A 24,345-nucleotide genomic window follows, 5' to 3' on the forward strand; every position below is an offset into this window, starting at 1 on the left:
AAAGGGAATCACCGCCTAAATAGGCGTCATGACCCAAGCTCGTACCGTTCGCGTCGCCATCATCGGTTCCGGCCCCGCAGGCTGGACCGCCGCCATCTACGCCGCCCGCGCGTCGTTGAACCCCGTCGTCATCGCCGGCATCCAGCCCGGCGGCCAGCTGACCATCACCACCGACGTCGAGAACTATCCCGGCTTCGCCGAGACCATTCAGGGCCCCTGGCTGATGGAGCAGATGCAGGCACAGGCCCTGCACGTCGGGACCGAGGTCATCCACGACATCGTCACCTCGGCGGACCTGTCGCAGCGTCCGTTCCGCCTGACGCTGGACAGCGGCGAGGAGATCCTGGCCGAAACCGTCATCATCTCCACCGGCGCCCAGGCCAAGTGGCTGGGTCTGGACAGCGAGGCCGCCTATCAGGGCTTCGGCGTCTCGGCCTGCGCCACCTGCGACGGGTTCTTCTATCGCGGCAAGGAAGTGGTCGTGGTCGGCGGCGGCAACACCGCCGTGGAAGAAGCGCTGTTCCTCACCAACTTCGCCTCCAAGGTCACGGTCGTTCACCGCCGCGACGAGTTCCGCGCCGAAAAGATCCTGCAGGACCGCCTGTTCGCCAACCCCAAGGTCGAGGTGGTCTGGAACGTGGCCATCGAGGAGATCGTCGGCGTCGTCGACGGCATGGCCAGGAACGTCACCGGCGTGCGCCTGAAGAACGTCAAGGATGGCGCGACCCGCGAAATCCCGGCGGACGGCGTCTTCATCGCCATCGGCCACGCCCCGTCGTCGGAACTGTTCAAGGGCCAGCTCGAAACCAACGCGGGCGGATATCTGCGCGTCAAGCCCGGCACGGCCTCCACCGCCATCGAGGGCGTCTGGGCCGCCGGAGACGTCACCGACGACATCTATCGTCAGGCCGTCACCGCCGCCGGCATGGGCTGTATGGCCGCCCTGGAAGCCGCCCGCTTCCTGGCCGAGGAAGACCACGCCAAGGCCAACCACCCCATCAGCCACGCCGAGGCCGAGAAGATCGGCGTCTGGTGACGCGCTTTACACCCAAGTCGTCATCCTGGGCCCTGCGCCCAGGATCCATAGACTCCGTCTATGACGGTGAGCACCGGCGAAACCGGGCGTATGGATCCTCGGGACAAGCCCGAGGATGACGAGGATGTTGGGCGAGATGCGGTTTAATAGGCGCTCGCCTCCGTCAACTCCGACACATCTTCGTCCGACAGCGTCAGATGCGCCGCCTTCAGCGTATCGGCCAGTTGCTCCAGCGTCGTGGCGCTGACGATGGGGGCGGTGACGCCGGGCTGAGCCAACAGCCAGGCCAGGGCGACCTGGGCGGGGGTGGCTTCGTTCTTCTGGGCGATGGCGTCCAGAACGGCCAGGATGCGCACGCCGCGCTCGTCGAACTTGTCCTTCAGCGCGCTCTCACGCTTGGTTCCGGCGATCTGATCGACAGTCTTGTACTTGCCGGTCAAAAAGCCGCTCTCCAGGCTGAAATAGGTGATGACGCCCAGGCCCTGCTCGACCGCCAGATTCTGCAAAGGCCCTTCGAAGGTGTCGCGGCTGTAGAGGTTGTAGTGCGGCTGGATCGAGGCGTAGGCGGCCAGCCCGTCGCGTTCGGATATGGCCAGCGCCTCGGCGACCTGTTCGGCGCTGTGGTTGGACGTGCCGATGGCCCGCACCTTGCCCGCCTGCACCAGCCGGTCCAGCGCGCGCAGCGTCTCTTCCTGCGGGGTCAGGGGGTCGGGCCAGTGGGTCTGATACAGGTCGATGTAGTCGGTCTGGAGCCGACGCAAGCTGTCTTCGACCGCCTTCTCGATCCAGGCGGGCGACAGGTCCTTGTGGCCCTGGCCCATGTCGGATCCGACCTTGGTGAAGATCTTGACCGCGTCGCGATCGCCACGCCTCTTCAGCCATTCCCCGATGATGGTCTCGCTTTCCCCGCCCGAGTGACCCGGAACCCAGCGCGAATAGGCGTCGGCCGTGTCGATGGCGTCGAAGCCGGCCGCGATGAACCCGTCCAACAGGTCGAACGACGTGGCCTTGTCCGCGGTCCAGCCGAAGACATTGCCGCCGAACACCAGCGGCGCGATGTCCATACCGCTGCGGCCCAGGGGACGTTTTGCGAGATTGCTCATAGGGGGAGGCTCCGTTTCGGGGAGCCCTGGACATAGGGGACGGCGAACCGACCGCAACCGCTTCGCCGGCGATCAGCCGAACAGTTGAAGTCCGGGCGGCGCGTAATCTGTGGGCTGCCCTTGTCGGCGACGCAGGGCGTAATCCACGGCTGTCTGGACGGCGCGCTCGTCGGTCGGCTTGGACAGGACGCCGATGGTGCCGGCGACGCCCTCGCGCACCATGCCGGGATTGGCGGTCATGAACAGGACGCTGACGCCCATCTCCTGGCCCAGTTCGCGGCCCAGTTCGATGCCGGTGGGACCATCGGAGAGGTGGATGTCGACCAGCGCCAGATCGACGTCGTTTTCGCGCACGAGGTCTTGCGCGGCCTTTGCGGTCGCGGCGACGCCCATGACCTGGTGGCCCAGGTCTTCCAGGACGAACCGAAGCTCCATGGCCACCAGGGCCTCGTCTTCGATGATCAGGATACGCGCAGTCATGGTTTAAGCTTGTGCCCGGGAGCGTACGGAACGCGGTTTGCCGCAGTAGGTTTCAAGAAAATGCTAAATTCCGCCGGCGATCGCCGCACGGCGACGCGACAGAGCCGTCGAAGGCAGATCGACAATGACCTTCAACCCGTCCGCGTTCCACTCCCGGTCCAGTTTTCCGCCCAACTGACCCTGCACGGACAGGGTGGCCAGGGACGAGCCGAAGCCCGAGCGCAAGGGCGGCCCATCGATGCGGGGACCGTCCCGCTCGATCCAGGTCAGGATGAAGCGATCATTGTCCCGCACCGTGTTCAAAAGCACGGTGCCCGCCTTCTGCGACAGCGAACCATATTTGGCGGCGTTGGTGGCCAGTTCGTGAAACAGCAGGGCGACCGATGTCGCCGCCTGATCGTCGAACACCGCGTCGTCCCCGTCGATGATGACGCGCGGCAGGCCCACCTCGTCGGCATAGGCCTTGAACAGATCGGCCAGGAAGGCGTGCAGGGTCGTGGCGCCGATGGTGGTCTTGGACGTCTCGGTGTGAGGCCGAACGAACTCGTGCGCGCGGGCCAGGGCGGCGATGCGGGTGCGCAGGGACGCGGAGAAGGCCTTGGCCTCCGGGTACTGACGCGCGGACAGGGCGACCAGGGCGGTGACCACGGCGAAAATGTTCTTGATCCGGTGGCTCAGCTCCTGGCTGACCAGTTCGCGCCCCTGCTCCAGACGTTTCAACTCGTCGATGTCGGTGCAGGTCCCGAACCAGCGCGTGATCTGACCGTCGTCGTCATGGATCGCCACGGCCCGACCCAGGGTCCAGCGATAGGCGCCGCTGTGGTGTTTCAGCCTGTATTCGATCTCATAGGGATCGCCCGTCTCCAGCGAATGGCGCCAGGTCGTCCAGGCGCGTTGCTGGTCGCCGGGATGGAAGATGTCGCTCCAGCCCTCCCCGTCCGTCGAGCCCACGGGGACGCCGGTGAACTCGTACCAGCGGGCGTTGTAATAGTCGTGGAAACCGTCCGGCTGGGTCGACCACACCATCTGCGGCATGGCGTCGGCGAGCACGCGGAACCGGGTCTCGCTTTCGCTGAGGGCGCGGGCCGTTTCGGCCAGGTCGGTCTCGATCTGCTTGCGTTCGGTGATGTCGACGGCCACGCCGGGCAGACGCACCGCCGCGCCGGAGCGATCATATTCGACCCGACCTCGGGCCAGCACCCAACGCGCCAGGCCGTCGACGACCAGCCGATACTCGCTGACGAACGGCCCTTCGCCGTCCAGGGCGCGCTGGATGTCCTCTCCCAGCCGGTCAGCGTCGTCGGGATGGACGCTGGCGCGAAACACCTCGATCGGCGCGCCCTCGCGCGCGGCGACGGGGTCGACGCCGTACATCCGCGCGAAACGCTCGTCGGCCACAACGCGGTCCGAGGCGATATCCCAATCCCAGGCGCCGACATAGGCCGAGGCCTCGATCGCCAGGCGGGCGGTCTTTTCGCTGCGGTCCCGGTCCAGCAGGGCGCGACGCAGCTCCAGTTGGGTCATGACCTGGGCCGCCAGGGTTTGCAGGGCCAGGGCCTGAAGCTCGGTCAGGCCTTGCGGCCGCGCCTGATGATCCAGCACGCACAGCGCGCCCAGCGGCGTCCCCTCCGGCGTCTTCAGCGGATAGCCGGCGTAGAAGCGGATATGCGGGGCGCCGGTCACCAGCGGATTGTCGGCGAAGCGTGGGTCCTGCTCGGCGTCGGTCACCACCATCGGCTGGTCGCTGACCATGGCGTGGGCGCAGAACGATGTGGGACGCGGCGTCTCCGACACGCCTAGCCCGACCTCGGCCTTGAACCATTGTCGCTCGGCGTCGACCAGACTGACGGCGGCCATCGGGGCGTCGCAGAGGCGCGCGGCCAGATTGGCCAGATCGTCGAACGACGCCTCGGGCGTCGTGTCCAGCACCCCATATCGCCTGAGCGCCGCAAGACGATCCGCTTCGTCCCACCGGGAACAATCGACTTCTGGGTGGTTCAACGAGGCATCCTCTTGGGCCCGGCCTCCAGGGCGCATGGCGTTTCGCGTAAGCCCCTCAATGCCCCGAGGCGTCAAACCGTTGCAAGCCGGCTTTTCAGTTCGTCGGCCGGCCGACTTCCTCGACCTCCATCGTCGTGACGCCGGCCGGCGCGGGCGTCGCGGCTTTCGGCCGCTCCAGGGCGGTCAGGCGGGCGTTGATGGTGGCGACCTCGTCGCGCGTCGGCAGGCGCCGTCCGCCCAGACTGACCACGCCGACAACGCGCTGCTGGCCGTCGATCTCCACCGTCCGAAGGGGCGCATCCTTCACCCCCGCCGCAGGGGCGTCGGGATCGGGTCCGCCGGTCGCGGACCCGGCGGCCTGGATGGCGCGCGGACGCGAGAAGCGCGCCTCGTCGATCGCGGGCTCGCGCCCCTTGTAGACGTTGCGGAAGGCGGCGGTCTCGCCATAGACGCCCTTCCAGCGATAGAAGATGTGCGCGCCGATCTGCGTGACCTTGGCCACAGTCGGCGCCCACCAGGGATGCACATAGTCGGCGTGATAGTGGGTGGCTGTGCCGACCTGCTGCGCGACCGCGCCGTCCAGCGCCTTTTCCGCCACGCGACGCGCGCGATCCCACGCCCAGGCGACCGGCGCCTGAGCCAGGGAGCCGTCGCAGGTGAAGCTGAACTGGCAGCCCGTGGTCCGCTCGGCCCCTTCGAACACCACGCCGCAGACGGTGTTGGCGTAGTTGGGATCGCGCACGCGGTTCAGGACCACCTGGGCCACGCCGGCCTGGCCGCTGTCCGGCTCCAGCGCCGCTTCGAAATAGACGGCCTGAGTCAGGCAGCGCAGGGCGCGGCGACGGTCCTCGGCGCTGCCCTTGAAGACGAACGGCTGAGCGGGGCGCAGCGCGCCCGAGGCGGGCGCCATGGCGGCGTTCAGACGCTGGGCCTCCAGCCCGCTCTTGCCCGGCTCCAGTCCCGGCTTTCCGGCCAGGGTCAGGCTTTCCCACCCCGGCGTCAGGCCATAGAGGGCCGGCTGCAGCAGGTTGGGATCGTGACGCATGGCCTCGGCCAGTTGGGCGGGCGTCAGCCGCGCCTTGATCGCCGCCAGTCCGTCCACGCCCAGGTCGCCGCCGGTGATGCGCGACACCGCCTCGGCCGTGCGGTCGGCGTCGGGGCGCACGCTGGACCCGGCGGCCATGGCGACGCCCAGCACCGCGCCCGCCGCCGGCAGGGCCGCCGCCGAACGCCGCAGCGTCTTCAACATCGTCTTCCAGGGCGGCAGGGTCATTCAGGGTCCGACAGGGCGTTCGACAACGTCGCCGAACGCCAGAGGTTCGCGCCTTTAACGACAAACCTAGACCAATTTCCGGCGACACGGCGACCGCTGTTACCTTGTGTCTCGGTCGGTGCGGATCAAGATGGGGTGGCCGGTCGCGACGCAAGGTGTAAAGCTGTCGCCAGTTCGCCTGATCGAGACGGGACCGGGGATGCGGAAAACCAGGGACGACAGGGCGTCGTCGTGGCGCATGAAGGCGGCCGACAGGTGGCTGGTCGGCCTTGCGCAGCTATCGACCCCTTCCGTCCTTGGGCGCGTGCTGATCGGCGTCGGTTTCGCGGCGGCGGCCCTGATCGCGCGTGCCGCGCTGTCGGCGATCTATGGCGAACTGACCGGCTTCACCATCCTGCTGCCGGCGGTCAGCCTCGCGGCGCTGGCGGGCGGCTGGACCGCAGCCCTGGTCGCGCTGGTGATCTGCATCGGCGGGGGCTGGGCCATTCTGGGCGTGACCGCCACAGGCAAGGACGGGGTGCTGAGCGCGATCGGCCTGGTGGCCACGGTCAACTTCATCATGGTCGGCCTCTTCATCGCCGCGGTCAGCGCGGCCCTGCGCGGGGCCCTGCTGCGGATCAGCGAGAGCGAGACCCGGTTTCGCCAGCTGGCCGACACCACGCCCGCGCCCATCTGGCTGCGCAACGCCGACGGCGCGTTCCAATTCGCCAACGCCGCCGTGCTGAACCTGCATGGCCTGGATCAGGCGGCGCTCGCCGACGGCGGCTGGCGGCAGGCGATCCACCCCGACGACCTGCAACAGATCGACGTCCTGGAGGCCGAGGCTTCCAAGGATTGCAAACCCTACGAGTTCGAGGCGCGTGTTCGCGGGACCGATGGCGACTGGCGCTGGATGCGCGCCATCGCACGTCCCCGCTTTGACGATCATGGTCGCTTCCTGGGCCACACCGGGATCGCCTTCGACATCACCGACAGCCATGCGGCGCTGGAGGCGTCCGCGCGGGCGGAACGTCGCCATGCATTTCTGCTGGACCTCAGCGACCGGCTGCGCGACCAGACCGATCCCGACGAGATCATGGGCCAGGTCGAGAGCGCGCTCGGCGGCCTGCTGGACGCCGACCGGGTCGGCTACGGCGAGGTCGATCAGGCGGCCGGCATTGTGTCCATGACCCGCGACTGGACCGCCGGCGTCGCCAGCGCCCGGGGGCATTTCAGCCTGCACGCCTTCGGCGAGGGGCTGATCGCAGACCTGGCCGACGGCCGCACCATCCAGATCGAGGATGTTCGCCAGGACCCCCGCACCGCCGACTTCGCCGACGCCTTCGACGCCATCCAGACCCGCGCCCTGATCCGCGCGCCTCTGATCCGCAACGGTCGACTGCGCGGCTTCCTCTATGTCCACGCCTCGCGGCCCCGCGCCTGGACCGAGGCGCAGGTCAGCCTGGTCGAGGAGGTCGCCGCCCGCACCTGGGCCGAGGTCGAACGCGCCCGCGCCGAGAACGAGACCCGCGAGAGCGAACAGCGGTTCCGCGTCATCGCCGACACCGCCCCCGTCCTGATCTGGGTGACGGGCCAGGACGGGCGCCGCAGCTTCGTCAACCAGACCTACGTCGATTTCTATGGCGCCGGCTATGAGGCGGCGCGCGACCTGGACTGGCGCGTGGCGATCCATCCCGACGACCAAGCGCGCATCCTGAGCGAATCCGTGGCCGGCGAGGCCTCGCGCACGCCCTTCTCGCTGGAGGCCCGCTATCGTCGACATGACGGCCAGTGGCGCTGGCTGAAGTCGTTTTCGCGGCCGCGCGTCAGCGGCTCGGAGGTGATCGGCTTCGTCGGCGTGGCCTTCGACGTGACCGAGACCCGTGCGGCCCAGGCCAGGCTGGAGGAATCCGAGAACCGCTTCCGCACCGTCGCCGACAGCGCCCCGGCCCTGATCTGGATGAGCGACGACGCGGCCCAGCTGATCTTCGCCAATCGTCGCTACCGCACCTTCTTCGGCGTCAAGGGCGAGACCCATCTGCCCGACAGCTGGCGCAGTCTGGTGCATGGCGACGACGAAGCGGTCTTTTCGGCCGCCTTCATGCGCGCCTTCGAAGCGCGGGATCGGTTCGAGGCCCTGACGCGGGTGCAGCATCCGTCGCTGGGTCTGCGCTGGCTGCGCACCGAGGGGGTGCCGCGCTTCGATGCGTCCGGCCTGTTCCAGGGCTACGTCGGGGCCTGCCTGGACGTCACCGACGCCAAGCGGGCCGAGGACGACCTGAAACGGATCAACGAACTGCTGGAGGAACGGGTCGACGAGGCCCTGGTCGAAAAGGCCCAGGCCGAGGCCCAGTTGATGCACGCCCAGCGGATGGAGGCGGTCGGGCGCCTGACCGGCGGTGTGGCGCACGACTTCAACAACCTGCTGACCGTCGTGATCGGCGCGCTGGACATCATCCTGCGCAGCGACGATCCGGCCAAGCGCAAGAAGCTGGGCGAGGCCGCCCTGGCCGCCGCCCGGCGGGGCGAGAGCCTGACGCACCAGTTGCTGGCCTTCTCGCGCCGTCAGGCGCTGCGGCCCGAACCCATCGACCTGAACGCCCTGATCCACGAGGGCGAGCCGTTGTGGCGGCGCGCGGTCGGCGAGGCCGTGGACTTCAAGGTCAAGCTGAAGCGCGGCGGGGCGCGCGCCAACGTCGATCCCGCCCAGTTCGAGGCGGCCCTGCTGAACCTGATCGTCAACGCCCGCGACGCCCTGGGCGACGTGACCGGGCCCAAGGGGCGCGGCGGGGCGCGCATCACCGTGCAGACGCGCGAGGTCCAGGTCGCGGCCGGTCAGGTCGCCGAACTGGCGCCCGGCCGTTATGTCTGCGTCGCGGTGATCGACAATGGCGAGGGGATGTCGCCCGACATCCTGGACCGGGTGTTCGAACCCTTCTTCACCACCAAGGGGGTCGGCAAGGGCACCGGCCTGGGCCTGAGCCAGGTCTATGGCTTCGCGCGTCAGTCGGGCGGAGGGGCGCAGATCGTGTCGGCGCCGGGACAGGGGGCGGAAATCCGTCTGTATCTGCCGCCCCTGTCGCGCGACGACGCCGCAGTCGAAGGCGCGCCGGTCGAGACCGACGCCAGCCGCATCGAGGGCGGCCGACTGCTGCTGGTCGAGGACGATCCGGGCGTGGCGGCGGTGGCGCTGGAAATCCTGGAGGAGCTGGGGCTGGACGTCGATCTGGCCGAAAACGGTCAGGACGCCCTGCGCGCGCTGGATCAGGCCGCGTTCGACATGATGCTGACCGACGTGGTCATGCCGGGCGGGATGAGCGGCGTCGATCTGGCGCGCGTCGCGGCCCGGTCCTGGCCCGAGATGCGGATCGCCCTGGTGTCGGGCTATGTCGGCGACGATGTGGACGAGGCGCTGGCCGACACGCCCTGGCCGCTGCTGCGCAAACCCTATTCCTCGGACCAGCTTCGCGGCCTGCTGGAACAGTTGACCGCCGCGCAGGTCGCCTGACCAACAAAAAAAACGCGCCGCAGAGCCTGCGGCGCGTCGATCGTTCAGTTGGGCCGATGGTTAGCGGCGCGCCTTGCGGGCGGCGTAGCGGGCGTCGCGCTTGGCCTTCTGCTCTTCCTTGGTCAGTTGCTTGCGCGCCTTGCGGTCCGCGCGCTTCTCGGCGTCGATCTCTTCCTGAGCGGCGAGTTCGGCGGCGAGGCGAGCGGCTTCCTTCTCGGCCTTTTCACGACGCAGCTCGGCCTTGGCCAGTTCGTGCTGCTGGCGCAGGGCTTCCTTTTCGGCGGCCCGCTTTTCGGCCAGCTTTTCGAACTCGGGATCAGGCGCGGCGGCCTTGGGCTTGAACTTGGCGAGCAGCGCCTTCTTGGCGTCCTGCTGGGCGGTAATGCGGTCGGAGAATCCGGTCTTCAGATCTTTCATGCGAAAGCGTCAGGGTTCCTTGTGAGCGGCCAGGAGCGGCCGTCGGGGGTCAGGCGGCGAAGAAAACGCGCGGCCCGAAGCGGGGCGCACAAAGCCGATATGCGAGCGAAAATCAAGGTTCGCCGCCATGAAATCGACGGCGAAAGAGATTCGATGAACGGTGGCGGCCTCGCCGCAACACCGCCATCAGATAGGACATCGCTGCCGGACGGCAAGCGCCGCCGTCCGGCGGACCCGCCGTTCTGGGGCTTAGCGCGGCTTCTGCGACTGGCCGACCGCCGTGCCGGCCGCGCCGCCGACGGCCGCGCCGACAGGGCCGCCGACCACGGCGCCGGCGACCGCGCCGCTGGCGGCCTTCTGTTCGATGGTGGTTCCGCAGGCGGCCAGGGCCAGGGTCCCCAGGACGGCGGCGGCGGTGATGGCGATTTTCATGAGAGGTCTCTCCAAAAGCCACGCTTCAACGCCGAACACGGCTTAACGGTTCCGGCGGCGGCTTTCAGTCGTGGATTACGGCCTATGTCACATTTAACAACCGTATCGACGCCATTTTTAGTTATCGACATCAGATACGTCGATTTATGACAAAATGCACAGATAACGGAATACAGTATTGGCCCTATAGATTGCGCGTTCAATGTCGGCTTTCGGCCACATGACGGGCGACTGCTGAAAAATACATAGGCGCTTCTGTCGTTTAACCATCCGATTGCGAATCGACCACATTGCGGCCATAAAAGGCTGGCTATAGGCCCGTCCTCGACGCCCAGGCCAGTGAGCCGAGCGCCGGAAATTGCAGGCTGGAAAGCGACCGACAGCGTCGCCTGGCCGGCAAGACTACCCCCGGGGGCCGCGTTTCTCGCCCTGCTGAACAGGACTACCTCGTTGTCGCATTCCTCGCAGACGCGCGCCCTTCTGCGCGCCGATCGTGTGGCCAGGATGAAGCCCATGACGGCCGCCGCAGCGATCGGCGGTCTGGTGGGTCTGGCGATCGGATGCGCCTATCTGGGCGGTACGGCTGCGCGCGCGACGACGCTGCGCGCCCAGGCCGAACGGATCCAGGGCGCCACCGCCGCCGGCTTCACCGAAGAGGCCCTGGCCGCCGCCGCCGGCGGTCTTGACGCCAGCGCCCTGACCATCGCGCGTCGGCACGATCCCTATACCAGCGCCGGGTCCGCCCAGCGCGACCGCCAGTCCGAACTGCTGGCCGCCCGTCTTGAACAGCTTCGCGCGTCGGACGGTTCCAATCTTCGTCGCGCCAGCCTGACGGCGCCCGACCCCGCCCGCCCCTTCCGCATGGACCACGCGCTGGACGCCAGCCGCGATCTGGATTGCCTGACGCAGGCCGTCTATTACGAAGCGCGCGGCGAAGGGTCCGACGGCATGAAGGCCGTGGCCCAGGTGGTTCTGAACCGCGTGCGTCACCCCGCCTTCCCCAAGACCATCTGCGGCGTGGTGTTCCAGGGCGCGGCCCGCAGCAGCGGGTGCCAGTTCTCCTTCACCTGCTCGGGCGTGATGCGCGGCCGGGTCAACGCCTCGGCCTGGACCCGCGCGCGTTCGGTCGCCTCCGGCGCCCTGTCCGGTTCGGTCTTCGCCCGCGTCGGCAACGCCACCCATTTCCACACCACCAATGTCGCGCCCGGCTGGCGCTCGTCTCTGGTGCAGGTCAGCCAGGTCGGCAGCCATCTGTTCTATCGCTTCGGCGGGCGTTCAGGCGGTAGCAACGCCTTCACCTACGCCGCCCATCCGTCGTCCGGCGCCGAGCGCCCGCGTCTGGTCCAGGCCAGCCTGAACCCGGTCGAGACGGCCCGCCAGGCCGGTCAGGCCGTGGCCTATTCGCTGGTCTTGGCGCAGGAAGGGCTCAGCGTCCCGACCGCCCATGCGGCCGCGCCCCAGCCGCGTGCGGCGAACGCCCAAACGCCCACCCCGGCCCAACCCGTCACTCGCTCGACCGGCGCTGCGGCCCCCGCCGCGCGTCCTGCCCGCCCCGCCGAGACGGCCGCCAAGGCCGAGATGGCCGAAACCGCCGCCAGCCCCGCCTGATCGGCGGCGGCGGCGCGGCTCACAGCGCGTCCAGACCGATATCCAGCACGGGCGCAGAATGGGTCAGGGCGCCGACCGAGATGACGTCCACGCCCGTCTCGGCGATGGCCCGCACCGTGGTCAGATCGACCCCGCCCGAGGCCTCCAGCACGATGCGGCCGGCGACGCGGTCCACCGCCGTGCGAAGATCGGCCAGGCTGAAGTTGTCCAGCATGATGACGTCCGGGGCGGCGCCTTCGTCGATCAGGGCCAGGACATCGTCCAGTTGATCCAGGCCGTCGACCTCGACCTCGACCTTCATCAGATGCGGCGCAAAGGCCCGCGCGCGGCGCACCGCCTCGGCTGCGCCGCCGCAGACGGCGACATGGTTGTCCTTGATCAGGATGGCGTCATCCAGACCGAAGCGATGGTTCATGCCCCCGCCGCAGGCCACCGCATGCTTCTCCAGCGCGCGCAGTCCGGGGGTGGTCTTGCGGGTATCGGCGATCCGCGCGCCCGTGCCCTTCACCGCCTGAACATAGGCCTGCGTCAGGGTGGCCACGCCCGACAGCCGCCCGACCAGGTTCAGCGCCGTCCGCTCGGCGGACAGGAAGGCGCGCGCGTTCGCCTCGACCACCGCCAGAACCGCGCCGGGCGCCAGGGCGTCGCCGTCGTTCAGACGCACGTCGATCCGCGCCTGGGGATCGAGCGCGAGGACGGCCAGACGCACCGCGTCCACCCCGGCCAGCACGCCGGACTTGCGCGCGACGAAGGCCGCCGTCATCCGCGCATCCTCGGGGATGCAGGCCATGGCGGTGACGTCGCCCGCCCGACCCAGGTCCTCGGCCAGGGCCAGACGCACGACCGGCGCGATCAGGATGTCGGGCAATCGTCTCATTCCGCCGCCTCCAGCGCCGCCGGGCGCGCCAGCCGCACGCGGGTATGGGCGGCCTCGACCGCCGTTTCGGGATGGTCGGCGCGATAGTGGCCGCCCCGGCTCTCGCGCCGGTCCAGCGCGGCCTGGGCGATCAGCCGCGCGGCCAGCAGGGACGCCGCCGGACCGTGCGCGGCCTCAAGCCGGTCGATCAGGGCGATCAATGTCGCCAGTCCCTCGGCCGTCCGCACCACGCCGGCATGGGCCGTCATGGCCTCCCGCAGTTCGGCCAGGGCGTCTGCGGGCAGATCGGGCGCGATCTGGACCGGCAGCGGCCGTCCGCCACCCATCTCGCCGGCGGCCGCCCGGCCCGCTCGACGCCCGAAGGCGGCGGCTTCCAGCAGGGAGTTGGACGCCAGGCGATTGGCGCCGTGCACCCCCGTCGCGGCGCATTCCCCCACGGCGTAAAGGCCAGGCGTCGTCGTGCGACCGTCCGCGTCGGCGGCGATCCCGCCCATATGATAGTGGCAGGCGGCCATTACGGGGATGGGGCTGAGGCGCGGGTCCAGGCCGGCGCGCATACAGGCGGCGAAGACGGCGGGAAAGGCGTGGGGGAACTCTGCCCCGATGGCGGCGCGCGCATCCAGATCGGCGCCGCGTCCCTCGCGTCGCGCCGCGTGAACCGCGCGAGCCACGATGTCGCGCGGCTTCAGATCGGCGTCGTCCGCCTGGCCCAGCAGGAAACGTCCCTCGCCGTCAATCAGCCGCGCGCCTTCGCCACGCAGGGCCTCGGTCGCCAGCGGCGCCGGGTCCAGGCCCACGTCGATGGCGGTGGGGTGAAACTGCACGAACTCGGGATCGAGAATCTCAGTCCCCGCCAGGGCGGCCAGGGCCATCCCCTCGCCCTTCAAGGCAGAAGGGGTCGTGGTGGCGGCGAACAGGCCGCCCGCCCCGCCGGTGGCCAGAACCACCGCCGTCGCCGTGATCTCGACCAGATGACCGTTCGGCCCGCGCGCGATCACGGCGCCGACGACCCGCCCGTCGGCGTCCTGCGTCAAGGCCTTCAGCCGGCCGTCGTCCCAGACCTCGATTCGCTTTTCGGCGCGGACCGCCGCGACCACGGCCGACAGGATGGCGCGGCCCGCGCCGTCGCCGCCGACCCGCGCCACGCGCGGGGTGGAATGGGCGGCTTCCAGACTGACGACGAAACCGCCGTCCGCATCGCAGTCGAACGGCGCGCCCAGGGCGGCCAGCCATTCCACCGTCTGGCGACCCACGCCGGTCAGGGCCCGCGCCGCGTCCGCCTCGACCAGACCCGCGCCCGCCGCCTCGGTGTCCAGGGCATGGCGTTCGGGGGAATCGACGGCGGTCAGGGCGGCGGCCATTCCCCCCTGCGCCCAGGCCGAGGAACAGGCGTTCAGCAGCGGCTCGGGCGTGACCACCAGAACCGTCGCGCCCGCCCGCGCCGCCTCCAGCGCCGCCGACAGCCCGGCCAGGCCCGCGCCGACGATCAAGGGCCCGTCCTGTCGCGTCCGGTTCACCGTCCGACCCCAAGATAACTCAGCCCCAGCCGCACCGCGCCCGCCGGGTCGCCCTCGGTCACGGGCAACAGGGCGCCGACCGCCGCCGCCGCGCACACCGCCAGCGTCAGCAGATAGAGGACCAGGCTCTTGCCCGCCTCGGGCCAGCTCAGCGTGCCCCAGGCCGCGCGCCAGACGCCGCGCTTCATGTGCGAGAAGACCGACAGGGCCAGGAAGGCGGCCAGGATGAACCGGCCTGTCGACAGCCCCCACCAGACCACGGCGACGCCGATCACCAGCAGCACCACCTGCTCCAACCGGGGATGCACCCGCGTCAGCACCGGCCCCAGCGCCTTGGATCCATCCAGCGGCGGGGCGGGAACCAGGTTCACCAGGTTGAGCATGGCGATGAAGAAGGCGCCGGCCAGCCATTCGGACTGACCGAGAACCAGACCCACGCCCATGAAGGGGATCATGGCCAAAAGGCCGAACGCCGGCCCGGCCAGCGACACCAGGACGCCATGCCACTCGCTCCTGGGCTCGCGCCGGGCCTTGGCCAGGCCGCCCAGGAACGGAATGATGTAGATGCGCGCCGGCCCCATGCCGAGCCGGTTCATGACCAGGGCGTGGCCCGCCTCATGGACGAACAGGCCGATCAGCACGGCCCCGGCGACGACGGCGCTGCCTGTGATCCACCACAGGAAGCCGCCCATCAGGGCGGTGGAGGCCAGGGCCCAGACCAGGCTCTGGTCCTTTTCGACCGGCTGTTCGGCGGCGGGCGCCGCAGCGGCGGAGGCGTGCGGCGTCTCGGGCTGCGGGGACGGTTGGACGTCCCAGGGGCCAGGCGTGCGGCCAGGCGTGCGGGGTGTGGTGTCGATGTCGCTCATGGCGTCCAGATGGGCGCGGGCGTCGGCTCCGTCGCCGGGACCGAACGCCGCGCCTCAGATCAGCTCCACATCCACGTGATGACGCGCCTTGACGATGTCGTAGCGGGCCGGAACGGCGGGCGGCGGCAGGTCGATCATGCGCTGCACGGCCAGACGCCCGCGCTCGATCATCTCCTCGGGCACCGTCACCTCGAACTGCAGGTTCACCAGGCAGTCGTGAATGTTCTGCAGCGTGATCCGCTTCATGTGCGGACACAGGTTGCAGGGACCGACGAACTCGACGCTGGGCACGTCGCCCTTGATGTTGGACGCCATCGAACATTCGGTGATCAGCACCACGCGCTTTGGCCGGCGCTGCTCGACATAGTCGGTCATGGCCGCCGTCGATCCGGCGAAGTCCGAGGCCGCCAGAATCTCTTCCGGGCATTCGGGATGGGCCAGCACCTCGGCGTCGGGCCAGGCGTCGCGCATGTCGGCGATGTCCTGGGCGGTGAAGCGCTTGTGCACCTCGCAATGGCCCTTCCAGGCGATGATGCCGACCGTGGTCTGGGCCGCCACGTTGCGCGCCAGGAACTCATCGGGGATCAGGATGACGCGGTCCACGCCCCATTCCTTCGCCGCCCATTCCACCACCTGAACCGCGTTGGCGCTGGTGCAGCAGATGTCGGTCTCGGCCTTCACCTCGGCGGTCGTATTGACATAGGTGATGACCGGCAGGCCCGGATAGCGCTGCTTGATCAGCCGCACGTCCGCCCCGGTGATCGAGGAGGCCAGCGAGCATCCGGCCTTCAGGTCCGGGATCAGCACGGTCTTCTCGGGGCTCAGGATCTTGGACGTCTCGGCCATGAAGTGGACGCCGGCCTGAACGATGACCTTGGCGTCCGAGCGCGCGGCCTCCTTGGCCAGGCCCAGGCTGTCGCCGACATAGTCGCCGACCCCATGGAAGATTTCCGGCGTCATATAGTTGTGGGCCAGGATCACGGCGTCGCGCTCGCGCTTCAGCCGGTTGATCTCGCTGATCAGCCGCGCCTGTTCGGGCCACTCCAGGGGTGTGACGTGGTCCTTGACCTTGGCCCACACCCCGGCGGTCTCCCGCTCCAGGTCCTTCGTCAGACCGAACACGCCGTCCGCCATGACCGCCTTCTCCCTACCCTTATGCTCAAAGTTAGCATAAGCAGAACCAATGTAGGCCGATAGAGGGCGCGCGCAAGAGGAAACCGAGGTCGACGAGCCGAGGCCGTGTTTGGCGGCGCGGCCCAAGCGCAAAAACCTTTCCCAAAACCGCCGCCATCGCCTAGACGAAAGCACGTTTCGTTTCCGACTTCAGCGCCTTTTCGATATTTGCATGCAGGACACCATCCGCCGCATCCTGACCGCCCGCGTCTATGACGTGGCGGAGGAGACCCCGCTCGATCCCTTGCGTCGCCTGTCGGCGCGGCTGCAGCGGCCCATCCTCTTGAAGCGCGAGGACCTGCAGCCCGTCTTCTCGTTCAAGATCCGCGGCGCCTACAACAAGATCGCCGGCATGTCCGAAGGCGAACTGGCGCGAGGGGTCATCTGCGCCTCGGCCGGCAATCACGCGCAGGGCGTGGCCCTGGCGGCGGCGCGTCGCGACACGCCCGCCACCATCGTCATGCCGACCACCACGCCGGGCATCAAGGTCGCCGCCGTCCGCGCGCTGGGCGGCGACGTCGTGCTGCATGGCGACAGTTTCGACGCCGCCTATGCTCATGCGCGACAACTGGAACACCAGACCGGCGCGGTCTTCATCCACCCGTTCGACGATCCCGACGTCATCGCCGGCCAGGGCACGGTGGGGCTGGAGATCGCCCGCCAGCACGCCGATCCGATCCAGGCCGTCTTCGTGCCCATCGGCGGCGGCGGCCTGGCGGCCGGCGTGGCCGCCATCGTCAAATTCCTGCGGCCCGAAACCCGCGTCATCGGGGTGGAGCCGGTCGATGCGCCCACCATGAAGTCCGCCATGGACGCGGGCCAGGTCGTGACGCTGAAGGAGGTCGGCCTGTTCGCCGACGGCGTCGCCGTGCGCCGCGCGGGCGAGTTGACGTTCGACCTGTGCAAGGACCTGCTGGACGAGATCGTGCTGGTCGACACCGACGCCATCTGCGCGGCGATCAAGGACATCTTCGACGACAGCCGCGCCATCGCCGAGCCGTCCGGCGCCGTGGCCCTGGCCGGGCTGAAGGCCTGGGCCGCCGCCAACCCCGGCGAAGGCTCGCTGATCGCCATCAACTCGGGCGCCAACGTCAATTTCGACCGACTGCGCCACGTCGCCGAACGGGCCGAGATCGGCGAGGGCGCCGAGGCCCTGCTGGCCGTGGCGATGAAGGACGACCGCGACGACTATCGCCGCTTCCTGAACAGTCTGGACGGTCGGTCGGTGACCGAGTTCAACTATCGCTGGTCCGGCGACGGCCAGGCGCAGATTTTCGTCGGGGTGGCGCTGAGGAACGGCCCGCACGAGCGCGACGACCTGATCGCCGCCCTCCGCGACGGCGGCTACGCCGTCGAGGACATGAGCGACAACGAGACGGCCAAGCTGCACGTCCGTTACATGGTCGGCGGCCGCACCGTGGGCCTGCCGCACGAACGCATCCTGCGCTTCCAATTCCCCGAACGGCCCGGCGCCTTCCTGCGGTTCCTGAACAGCCTGCAACCCGCCTGGGCCCTGACCCTGTTCCACTATCGCAACCACGGCGACGACGTCGGCCGGGTGCTGGCGGGGATCAGCGTGCCGCCCCAGGACCAGGATCGGTTCGCGGCCGCCCTGGCGGACCTGGGCTATCCCTATGTGGAGGAGACCGACAATCCGGCCTGCCGCCTGTTCCTGGACGGCGCCTGAGGAACCAGCGGCGACGATGCGTCGCATGGCGACGGAGCGATCATGACGAAACCGTCGCATCTTCGTCGCCGACCCGACATTCGACGCCCCTAGCTGGCCCGGATCGATCCGGGGGACCGCCATGCGACTGTTTTCGACCATCGCGCTGTGCGCGCTCATCGGTGCAGGCGCGGCCCGGGCCCAGGTCGTCGCGCCGCCCGATCCCGATCCGCTGCCCCCGCCGGCCCAGGCGCCGAACGGCCGCTATGCCGCCAAGGGCTGGGCCGACCGGATCGTGCTGTCGCCCGGCGCCGACGCCGCGCGCGAAATGGCCGTCGCCTGGCGCACCGACACGCGCCAGACCAGCGCGCAAGCCCAGATCGCCCTGGACATCGCCGGCCCCTTGCTGGACCACGCGGCCCGCACCGTGACGGGGCGAACCCTCGCCTCCACGGCCGAGAACGGCCCGGCGAACCACCACCATGTCCGCTTCACCGACCTGACGCCGGGCGCCCGCTATGTCTATCGGGTCAAGGCCGCCGACGGCTGGTCGGAATGGCTGCCCTTCACCACCGCCAAGGCGGAGCCTGCGCCGTTCCGCTTCCTCTATTTCGGCGACACTCAGAACGACATTCTGGAGATCGGCTCGCGCGTCATTCGTCAGGCCTTCCTGTCGTCCGGCCCGGTCGCCCTGGCCGTTCACGCCGGCGACCAGGTGGCCCAGCGCGAGACCAAGGTGACCGACGACGAATACGGCGAATGGACCGCTGCGGGCGGATACGCCTTCGCCATGATCCCCCAGGCCGTCGCCGCCGGAAACCATGAATACCGCGACGCGGTGGCCGCCGACGGCTCGGAGACCCGCGAACTGGGGCCGGGCTGGACGCCCCACCACGCCCTGCCCGCCAATGGCGCGCCGGGCGCCGAGGCGACCTCCTACGTCTTCGATTATCAGGGCGCGCGGTTCGTGGTTCTGGATGGGACCTCGGCCCTCGACCTTGGCACGCTGGACAGCCAGACCGCCTGGCTGGAGCGCGTGCTGTCCGAAAGCACGGCCCGCTGGACCATCGTTCTGATGCACCAGCCGATCTTCACCTGCGCGCGGCCCAACGACACCGCCGCCCTGAAGGCCGCCTGGAAGCCGATCTTCGACCGCCGCAAGGTGGATCTGGTCCTGCAGGGCCACGACCACTGCTACGCCCGCGTCTCCAACGAGGCCGGCGCCGCCGCCTCTCGTGCAGCATCCGACGCGGGCCAGCCGGTGGGCCCGGTCTATCTGGTGTCGGTGGTCGGTTCCAAGATGTACGGGCTGAACGACCGCGCCGACGTGCAGCCGGTTCGCGCCGCCGAGAACACCGAACTCTATCAGGTCATCGACGTCGCCGACGACCATATCGACTTCCGGGCCTTCACCGCCAATGGCGATCTTTACGACGCCTTTTCCCTTAGGCGCGGGGCCGATGGCCGCAATCGGCTGGTCGAAACGGACGAGACATTGCCCGCCGCCCGCCGCTGCGACGGCGCGGCCGGTCCCGACGACCGGCCCTGCACGGCCGAGATCAAGGACTGACGAAAAAGGGGGCGCTTGCGGCGCCCCCTCTGCGCCTAAGCGTCAGACCTGAAAGATCAGGCCTTGTCGATGGCGGCCGCGATCTGGTCGCTGGAATGGCCGGTCAGGTCCTTGGCGATCTCGCCGACCAGCTTGTTCTGCAGATCCTTGTGCCAATGCTTGCGCAGTTCGCCCAGCGTCTTGGGCGCGGCGATCACCAGCAGTTCGTCGATCTTGTTGGTGACCGACCATTTGTTCAGCACCTCGGCCACGCCCATGGCGAAGCCGTCCTCGGCCTGGGTGTCGTTGTCGGGATTGGCCTCGTTGGAGCGGCGTCCGGCCGAACCGGACACGCGGTCGGCGATGGGCGGGTTCTCCAGCGGGACCAGGGTGATGTCGGAACCGTTCGTGTTCTTGAACAGGGCCAGCTTCTCGCCGTCCAGCACAGCCACCAGCGCGCCATTGGAAAGTTTCATCGTCGGTTCTCCAGTCTCTTTCGGGCTGTAGGTAACGAACCGGGGCCCGCGCCGTTGCGCGATGCAGGTGATCCCATGATGTCGCGCGACAAACTGCGAAGGATGTTAGAGCAACCCACCGCCCGCCTCGTGGGCCAGCAGCCAGCGTTTGCGTTCCAGACCGCCCGCATAGCCGGTCAGAGCGCCGTTCGCGCCGATCACGCGGTGGCAGGGTACGATGACGCCGACCGGATTGGCGCCGTTCGCCAGGCCCACCGCGCGCACGGCCTTTGGCGCGCCGATGGCGGCGGCCAGCTGGCCATAGGTGCGGGTCTCGCCGGCGGGGATGTCGCGCAGCGCCCGCCAGACCGCGCGCTGAAACACGGTGCCGCCGGTGCGGACCTCCAGCCCGTCGAAGGCGGTCAGATCGCCGCCGAACCAGGCGTCGAGGGCGTCGCGCACCGGCTGCGGCGCCCGGCCTTCACTCAGCACGACCGCGCCATAGTGTCGGGTCAGCAACCGCCGCAGTCGCGGCTCGTAGTCGTGAAAATCCAATGCTCGAACCGCGCCGTCGGCGTCGGTCACGACCAGCACCTCGCCGACCGGCGACGCCAGCCGGTCCAGGGTCAGCGCCAGCGGATGCGTCAGGGCCGTCTCAGCCTGTCCGGTCATGTCGAAACTCCTCGCTCAGGGTCCAGTAAAGGGCGCCGTAGGCGCGCCACGGCCGCCACCGCTCCGCGCGCGCCAGCAGATCGCCGTCGTCCGTAATCAGCCGGTCGCTGGGCGCATCCTGGCCCACATCGATCCAGTCGCCTGCGGGCCTCAGCCCCGGCCGGGCCACGAGCGCGGGCCGCAGCAGGGGATCGGCCCACAGATCACGCGCGATCGCCTCGGGATCGGCGGCCAGGTCGAACACCCGCCGCACGCGGGCAAGCACACCCGGTAGGGCCTTAAGCGCGTCGATGCGCGCCTGGACCGCCGCCTTGCCGTCGGCGGCGGCTCGCACCGTCACCCATCCGTCCGCGCCATCGACCGCCGCGCGCAGCAGTCGCGTCCAGACGCCGTCAGCCACCGTTTCGTCCGTTGCGCCGCGCGTCGCCAGGGCGCCCATCATCGCCGGCCAGTCATAGGGCGGGCGATAGGCCAGGTCGATGCGGATCGCCCCGCCCGCCTCGCCCGCGACCTCGCCGCCAGTCTTGCGTCGCCGCAGGTCCGACGGCGCCCGGCCATAAAGAGCCTGAAACGTCTCGTTGAAACGCCGCACGCTGCCGAAACCTGCCGCCAGGGCCACGTCGGCCATCGACAGATCGGTCTCGTGGATCAGTTGTTTGGCCAGAAGCACGCGCCGGGTCTGGGCCACGCTGACCGGCGCGGCGCCCAGGTGCTGGCGGAACAGGCGGCGCAGTTGCCTCTCGCCCAGGCCCAGCCGCGCGGCCAGGGCCTCCGTGTCGCCGACATCCAGCGCCCCCGCCTCGATCAGGGCCAGCGCGCGGCTGACCGTGTTGGCGGTTCCGCGCCAAGCGCCCCCGCGCGGCGCCTCCCCCCGCCAGCCGGCGAAATCCGGCGCCGTCTCGGGCCGACAGCGCAGACAGGCCCGAAGGCCCGCCGCCTCGGCCGCCGCCGCCGTGCGGTGAAAGACCACGTTCTGGCGCTTGGGCGTGCGCGCCGGGCAGACCGGACGGCAGTAGATGCCGGTCGAGACGACGCCGGTGAAGAAACGCCCGTCGAAACGGGCGTCCCTCGCCACCACCGCCCGCCAGCAGGCGTCCTGATCCAGACCCATGTCCATGACGTCGAGGATGCCCGCGCCGGCCCGCGATGTCTCGCGGTTTTCGGACATGGATCGGTCAGTCCTTCAGGAAGAACAGGTCCTCCACCGTCGTTTCCAACGCCCGCGCCAGATCCAGCGCCAACAGGGTGGAGGGGATGAAGACGCCGTTCTCGACCGTATTGATGGTCTTGCGCGACACCCCGGCCAAATCGGCCAGTCCCTGCTGCGTCAGGCCGGCGGCGGTGCGGACGTCCTTGAGCCTGGAGCCCAGGCGCGGATCACCCATCGCGGCCGGCCTCGCGGTCCAGCCAGGCGAACCGCAGCCCCGCCGAGGCGCCGCCCAGCGCCAGCACATAGGGCAGGGCCATCACCCCATAGTCGGCCCGCCACAGCCCCAGGCCCAGCGCCACGGTCACGCCGCCCATCAGCACGACGAAGGCCAGGATCATCGACTTCGCCCGCATGACCTGAGTCAGCTCGTCCTCCAGCAGGCGCCGGTTGCGTCGCGCGTGCAGGTCCCACCCCATGACCAGGACCGGGATCAGCCAGCCGTACAGGATGGGCAGCAGGATCTGCACATAGGCGCCCGCGTTGTGATCGCCGCCCAGCACCCGCTGCATCCCCATCTGGGCCTGAGCCATGAACAGCAGCAGGACCAGGGGAAACAGCACCAGTTGGTGCGTCCGCTCGCGTTGCAGCTTTTCGCGGCGCGCGCCGTCGCGGCTGGCGGCCAGGTTGATCGGCCGGCCCGGCCGGCCCCACCACATCGCCAGCCCGCCCAGCAGGATGAAGGCGAAACCCATGCCGGCCGCGACCCCGGCGATGGTCGCCTGGTCGCCTTCCGCGCCCTTCAGCAGGACGAACCCTATCCCTCCGATCAGACCCATGACCCCGACGGCGACCAGGGCGACGCCGCCCCACCAGCATCGCCCCCGTTCCGTCGTCGCCCGCTTCAGGGCGTCCGCTTCGTTCTGACTCATCGCAACCTCCTCAAGTCACCTTGAGGTTACATATCACCTATAGGTTACATGACGTCAAGCGGCCTTCGCATCGCCCCCGACCGCCAGGCGCGCGCCCGCCCCCACGATACGCGCCACCTCCACCGCGAAGGTCCAGACCACGACCACCATTAGTATGGTCGCCAGACTGGCCTCCTGCCCGCCCGAACGGTCGAACAGGATGCGAATCCGCTCGAAGAACTCGGTCGCCGTTCCAACCCATATCGCCGGCGACAAGGGCGACCAAAACCAGATCCACAGCACGCCCCAGGCGGCGGCCAGGCCGAACAGGATGTCGCCCGCCGCCGTCAGACGCGCATTCCCCCCAAGGGCCACGCGCATCAGATCGAACCCGATGCGGCACACGGCGAACAGGATGACGGGCCAATAGGCGGCGGCGAACATCTGGCCCAGGATGCGGCCATAGTTCACGCCGTCGACCACCCCGGCCCATTCCTCGGGCTGGATCGGGCGGATCTGCAACAGGCCGGTCCACCACAGCAGCATGACCGACCAGCCGATGGCGCTGGCCGCCGCGCGCGCGACCGGCGACATCTGGGCGCCCTTGCGCACCTCGCGGCCCGATTTCGACGCACGCTCGCGCCCCCTGCTGAACCACTCGCCCTTGGCGATCCGTTCGCTGGTCCAGCGTTCGGCGTCGAAGTCGCCGCCCAGTTCGAACACGCCCAGATCCTTGACCCGCCATTTGGCGATGAAGTCCGGCTTCTTCTCCTGTCGCTCCAGGATGAAGCCGGCGATGGTCAGAAGGCCGACCACGGTGACGGCGCCGCTGAACAGGCTGGCGAAGGCCTGGCCGACGGCCTGCCCGACATAGACGTCGCCGACCAGCACCCGCACGGCCAGGCCGACCAGGGTGACGCAGGCCATGACCACCAGCCCGACCTTGGCCCCGAACAGCCACCACGGATAAAGCGTCGGCCCGATCAGCGCCTGAGGGCCTGGACGATAGCGGGCGGCCACGCTCAGCGGATGCCCCACGTCTCGCAACAGCCCCTCGACCTCTTCGTCGGTCGCCGGGCGCCCTAGCCTGGCCTCCATGGCCTCCAGCCGCCCCATGATCTCGTCGCGCAGTTCGGCGACGATGTCCTCGCGAACGGCCTTAGGCAGCTGCGCCGCCACGGCGTTCAGATAGCGTTCCACCAGGTCCATATCGGCCCCTCCTTCAGTCCCGTTTTTCACAGCATCGCCTCCAGCGAGGCCGACAGGCCCCGCCATTCCGTCGCCAGTCGCTTCAGCATCGTCTCGCCGCGCGTCGACAGGCGATAGAACCGCTTCTTGCGCCGTTCCTCCTCGCGCCATTCGCTGTCCAGCAGCCCCTGGCTCTCCAGCCGGCGCAGCAGCGGATAGAGGGTGCTTTCCTCCATCTCGATCCCCGCTTCGCCCAGGGCGACCCGCAGCGAATAGCCGTATTGCTCGCGCCGCAGGCTGGCCAGCACGGCCAGGATCAACGACCCCCGCCGCAGCTCCAGCCGCAAGCTCTCGAACAGCAGCGCCTCTTCATTCTGGCTCAACGTCCAGCCTCCGTGCGTCACATAGTGTGTGACACACAGTGTATGGGACATACTGTGTGAGAAAGTCAAACTGAAACGGCTCTATCCGACAACCTTGCAAATGC

Annotated in this window: 22 protein-coding genes; 5 read left to right on the forward strand and 17 right to left on the reverse strand. The window is 69.2% G+C overall.

Annotated features, from left to right (window positions below):
* Window positions 1–28 precede the first annotated feature (28 nt).
* Complete coding sequence (gene trxB / locus B3Z70_RS15805) at window positions 29–1,036, forward strand: thioredoxin-disulfide reductase (RefSeq protein WP_292021404.1); 1,008 nt, start codon at window positions 29–31, stop codon at window positions 1,034–1,036.
* A 143-nt stretch (window positions 1,037–1,179) separates the two neighbouring features.
* Here trxB and B3Z70_RS15810 read toward each other — a convergent pair whose 3' ends face one another.
* The 4 genes from B3Z70_RS15810 to B3Z70_RS15825 form a co-directional block, all read right to left on the reverse strand.
* The gene (locus tag B3Z70_RS15810; RefSeq protein ID WP_292021406.1) at window positions 1,180–2,139 is read right to left on the reverse strand and encodes an aldo/keto reductase; all 960 of its coding nucleotides are present in this window, start codon (window positions 2,137–2,139) and stop codon (window positions 1,180–1,182) included.
* 72 nt (window positions 2,140–2,211) lie between these two features.
* On the reverse strand, window positions 2,212–2,619 hold the full coding sequence (locus B3Z70_RS15815) for a response regulator (protein WP_292021408.1): 408 nt from the start codon (window positions 2,617–2,619) through the stop codon (window positions 2,212–2,214).
* Window positions 2,620–2,682: 63 nt separating this feature from the next.
* Window positions 2,683–4,548, reverse strand: a complete 1,866-nt coding sequence (locus B3Z70_RS15820; RefSeq protein WP_292021410.1) for a PAS domain-containing protein — start codon at window positions 4,546–4,548, stop codon at window positions 2,683–2,685.
* A 166-nt stretch (window positions 4,549–4,714) separates the two neighbouring features.
* The gene (locus tag B3Z70_RS15825; RefSeq protein WP_292045895.1) at window positions 4,715–5,893 is read right to left on the reverse strand and encodes a cell wall hydrolase; all 1,179 of its coding nucleotides are present in this window, start codon (window positions 5,891–5,893) and stop codon (window positions 4,715–4,717) included.
* Window positions 5,894–6,023: 130 nt separating this feature from the next.
* Between B3Z70_RS15825 and B3Z70_RS15830 the strand changes: the two genes are divergently transcribed.
* Entirely contained in the window at window positions 6,024–9,380 is a 3,357-nt protein-coding gene (locus B3Z70_RS15830; RefSeq protein ID WP_292024179.1) for a PAS domain S-box protein, read from the forward strand.
* A 60-nt stretch (window positions 9,381–9,440) separates the two neighbouring features.
* On the opposite strand, the gene B3Z70_RS15835 is transcribed toward B3Z70_RS15830, so the two are convergent.
* Both B3Z70_RS15835 and B3Z70_RS15840 read right to left on the reverse strand, forming a co-directional pair.
* Window positions 9,441–9,797 carry a DUF6481 family protein gene (locus tag B3Z70_RS15835; protein ID WP_292024180.1) on the reverse strand — a complete coding sequence of 119 codons (357 nt, stop codon included), beginning with the start codon at window positions 9,795–9,797 and terminating at the stop codon, window positions 9,441–9,443.
* A 249-nt stretch (window positions 9,798–10,046) separates the two neighbouring features.
* Window positions 10,047–10,229: a hypothetical protein gene (locus tag B3Z70_RS15840; protein ID WP_292045896.1), complete on the reverse strand. Its 183-nt coding sequence runs from the start codon at window positions 10,227–10,229 to the stop codon at window positions 10,047–10,049.
* 513 nt (window positions 10,230–10,742) lie between these two features.
* Here B3Z70_RS15840 and B3Z70_RS15845 point away from each other — a divergent pair.
* A complete protein-coding gene (locus B3Z70_RS15845; RefSeq protein WP_292045897.1) occupies window positions 10,743–11,837 on the forward strand; it encodes a cell wall hydrolase in 1,095 nt (364 codons plus the stop codon).
* Between the two features lie 19 nt (window positions 11,838–11,856).
* Here the strand turns inward: B3Z70_RS15845 and nadC are convergent, their stop codons facing one another.
* The 4 genes from nadC to nadA are packed head-to-tail and all read right to left on the reverse strand — an operon-like array spanning window position 11,857 to window position 16,231.
* Window positions 11,857–12,714 (reverse strand): carboxylating nicotinate-nucleotide diphosphorylase, encoded by an 858-nt coding sequence (gene nadC, locus B3Z70_RS15850; protein ID WP_292045898.1) that lies wholly within the window; start codon window positions 12,712–12,714, stop codon window positions 11,857–11,859.
* Complete coding sequence (locus B3Z70_RS15855; RefSeq protein ID WP_292045899.1) at window positions 12,711–14,231, reverse strand: L-aspartate oxidase; 1,521 nt, start codon at window positions 14,229–14,231, stop codon at window positions 12,711–12,713. Before B3Z70_RS15855 ends, nadC begins: the two co-directional genes overlap by 4 nt.
* Window positions 14,228–15,097 carry a metalloprotease gene (locus tag B3Z70_RS15860; protein ID WP_292045900.1) on the reverse strand — a complete coding sequence of 290 codons (870 nt, stop codon included), beginning with the start codon at window positions 15,095–15,097 and terminating at the stop codon, window positions 14,228–14,230. The genes B3Z70_RS15855 and B3Z70_RS15860 overlap by 4 nt, the downstream gene beginning before the upstream one ends.
* A 54-nt stretch (window positions 15,098–15,151) precedes the next feature.
* The gene (gene nadA / locus B3Z70_RS15865) at window positions 15,152–16,231 is read right to left on the reverse strand and encodes a quinolinate synthase NadA (RefSeq protein WP_292045901.1); all 1,080 of its coding nucleotides are present in this window, start codon (window positions 16,229–16,231) and stop codon (window positions 15,152–15,154) included.
* Between the two features lie 211 nt (window positions 16,232–16,442).
* Here nadA and ilvA point away from each other — a divergent pair, with 211 nt between their 5' ends.
* Both ilvA and B3Z70_RS15875 read left to right on the forward strand, forming a co-directional pair.
* Window positions 16,443–17,957 carry a threonine ammonia-lyase, biosynthetic gene (gene ilvA / locus B3Z70_RS15870; protein ID WP_292045902.1) on the forward strand — a complete coding sequence of 505 codons (1,515 nt, stop codon included), beginning with the start codon at window positions 16,443–16,445 and terminating at the stop codon, window positions 17,955–17,957.
* A 121-nt stretch (window positions 17,958–18,078) separates the two neighbouring features.
* Window positions 18,079–19,506, forward strand: coding sequence for a purple acid phosphatase family protein (locus tag B3Z70_RS15875; RefSeq protein ID WP_292045903.1), 1,428 nt, complete (start codon window positions 18,079–18,081; stop codon window positions 19,504–19,506).
* A gap of 56 nt (window positions 19,507–19,562) precedes the next feature.
* Here B3Z70_RS15875 and B3Z70_RS15880 read toward each other — a convergent pair whose 3' ends face one another.
* The 7 genes from B3Z70_RS15880 to B3Z70_RS15910 all read right to left on the reverse strand — a co-directional run bounded on the left by B3Z70_RS15880 (window position 19,563) and on the right by B3Z70_RS15910 (window position 24,241).
* Entirely contained in the window at window positions 19,563–19,961 is a 399-nt protein-coding gene (locus B3Z70_RS15880) for a host attachment family protein (protein WP_292019410.1), read from the reverse strand.
* A gap of 105 nt (window positions 19,962–20,066) precedes the next feature.
* The gene (locus B3Z70_RS15885) at window positions 20,067–20,612 is read right to left on the reverse strand and encodes a methylated-DNA--[protein]-cysteine S-methyltransferase (RefSeq protein WP_292019408.1); all 546 of its coding nucleotides are present in this window, start codon (window positions 20,610–20,612) and stop codon (window positions 20,067–20,069) included.
* Window positions 20,596–21,780, reverse strand: coding sequence for a bifunctional transcriptional activator/DNA repair enzyme AdaA (locus B3Z70_RS15890; protein WP_292045904.1), 1,185 nt, complete (start codon window positions 21,778–21,780; stop codon window positions 20,596–20,598). The genes B3Z70_RS15885 and B3Z70_RS15890 overlap by 17 nt, the downstream gene beginning before the upstream one ends.
* A 7-nt stretch (window positions 21,781–21,787) precedes the next feature.
* Entirely contained in the window at window positions 21,788–21,997 is a 210-nt protein-coding gene (locus B3Z70_RS15895) for a helix-turn-helix transcriptional regulator (protein WP_292024566.1), read from the reverse strand.
* Window positions 21,990–22,691 (reverse strand): hypothetical protein, encoded by a 702-nt coding sequence (locus B3Z70_RS15900; RefSeq protein ID WP_292024567.1) that lies wholly within the window; start codon window positions 22,689–22,691, stop codon window positions 21,990–21,992. Before B3Z70_RS15900 ends, B3Z70_RS15895 begins: the two co-directional genes overlap by 8 nt.
* Before the next feature lie 54 nt (window positions 22,692–22,745).
* On the reverse strand, window positions 22,746–23,879 hold the full coding sequence (locus B3Z70_RS15905; RefSeq protein WP_292024569.1) for a hypothetical protein: 1,134 nt from the start codon (window positions 23,877–23,879) through the stop codon (window positions 22,746–22,748).
* Window positions 23,880–23,905: 26 nt separating this feature from the next.
* Window positions 23,906–24,241, reverse strand: coding sequence for a PadR family transcriptional regulator (locus tag B3Z70_RS15910; RefSeq protein WP_292024572.1), 336 nt, complete (start codon window positions 24,239–24,241; stop codon window positions 23,906–23,908).
* Between the last annotated feature and the right edge of the window lie 104 nt (window positions 24,242–24,345).

The sequence above is a fragment of the Brevundimonas sp. UBA6550 genome (genome assembly GCF_002434505.1).
Classification (GTDB): Bacteria; Pseudomonadota; Alphaproteobacteria; order Caulobacterales; family Caulobacteraceae; genus Brevundimonas.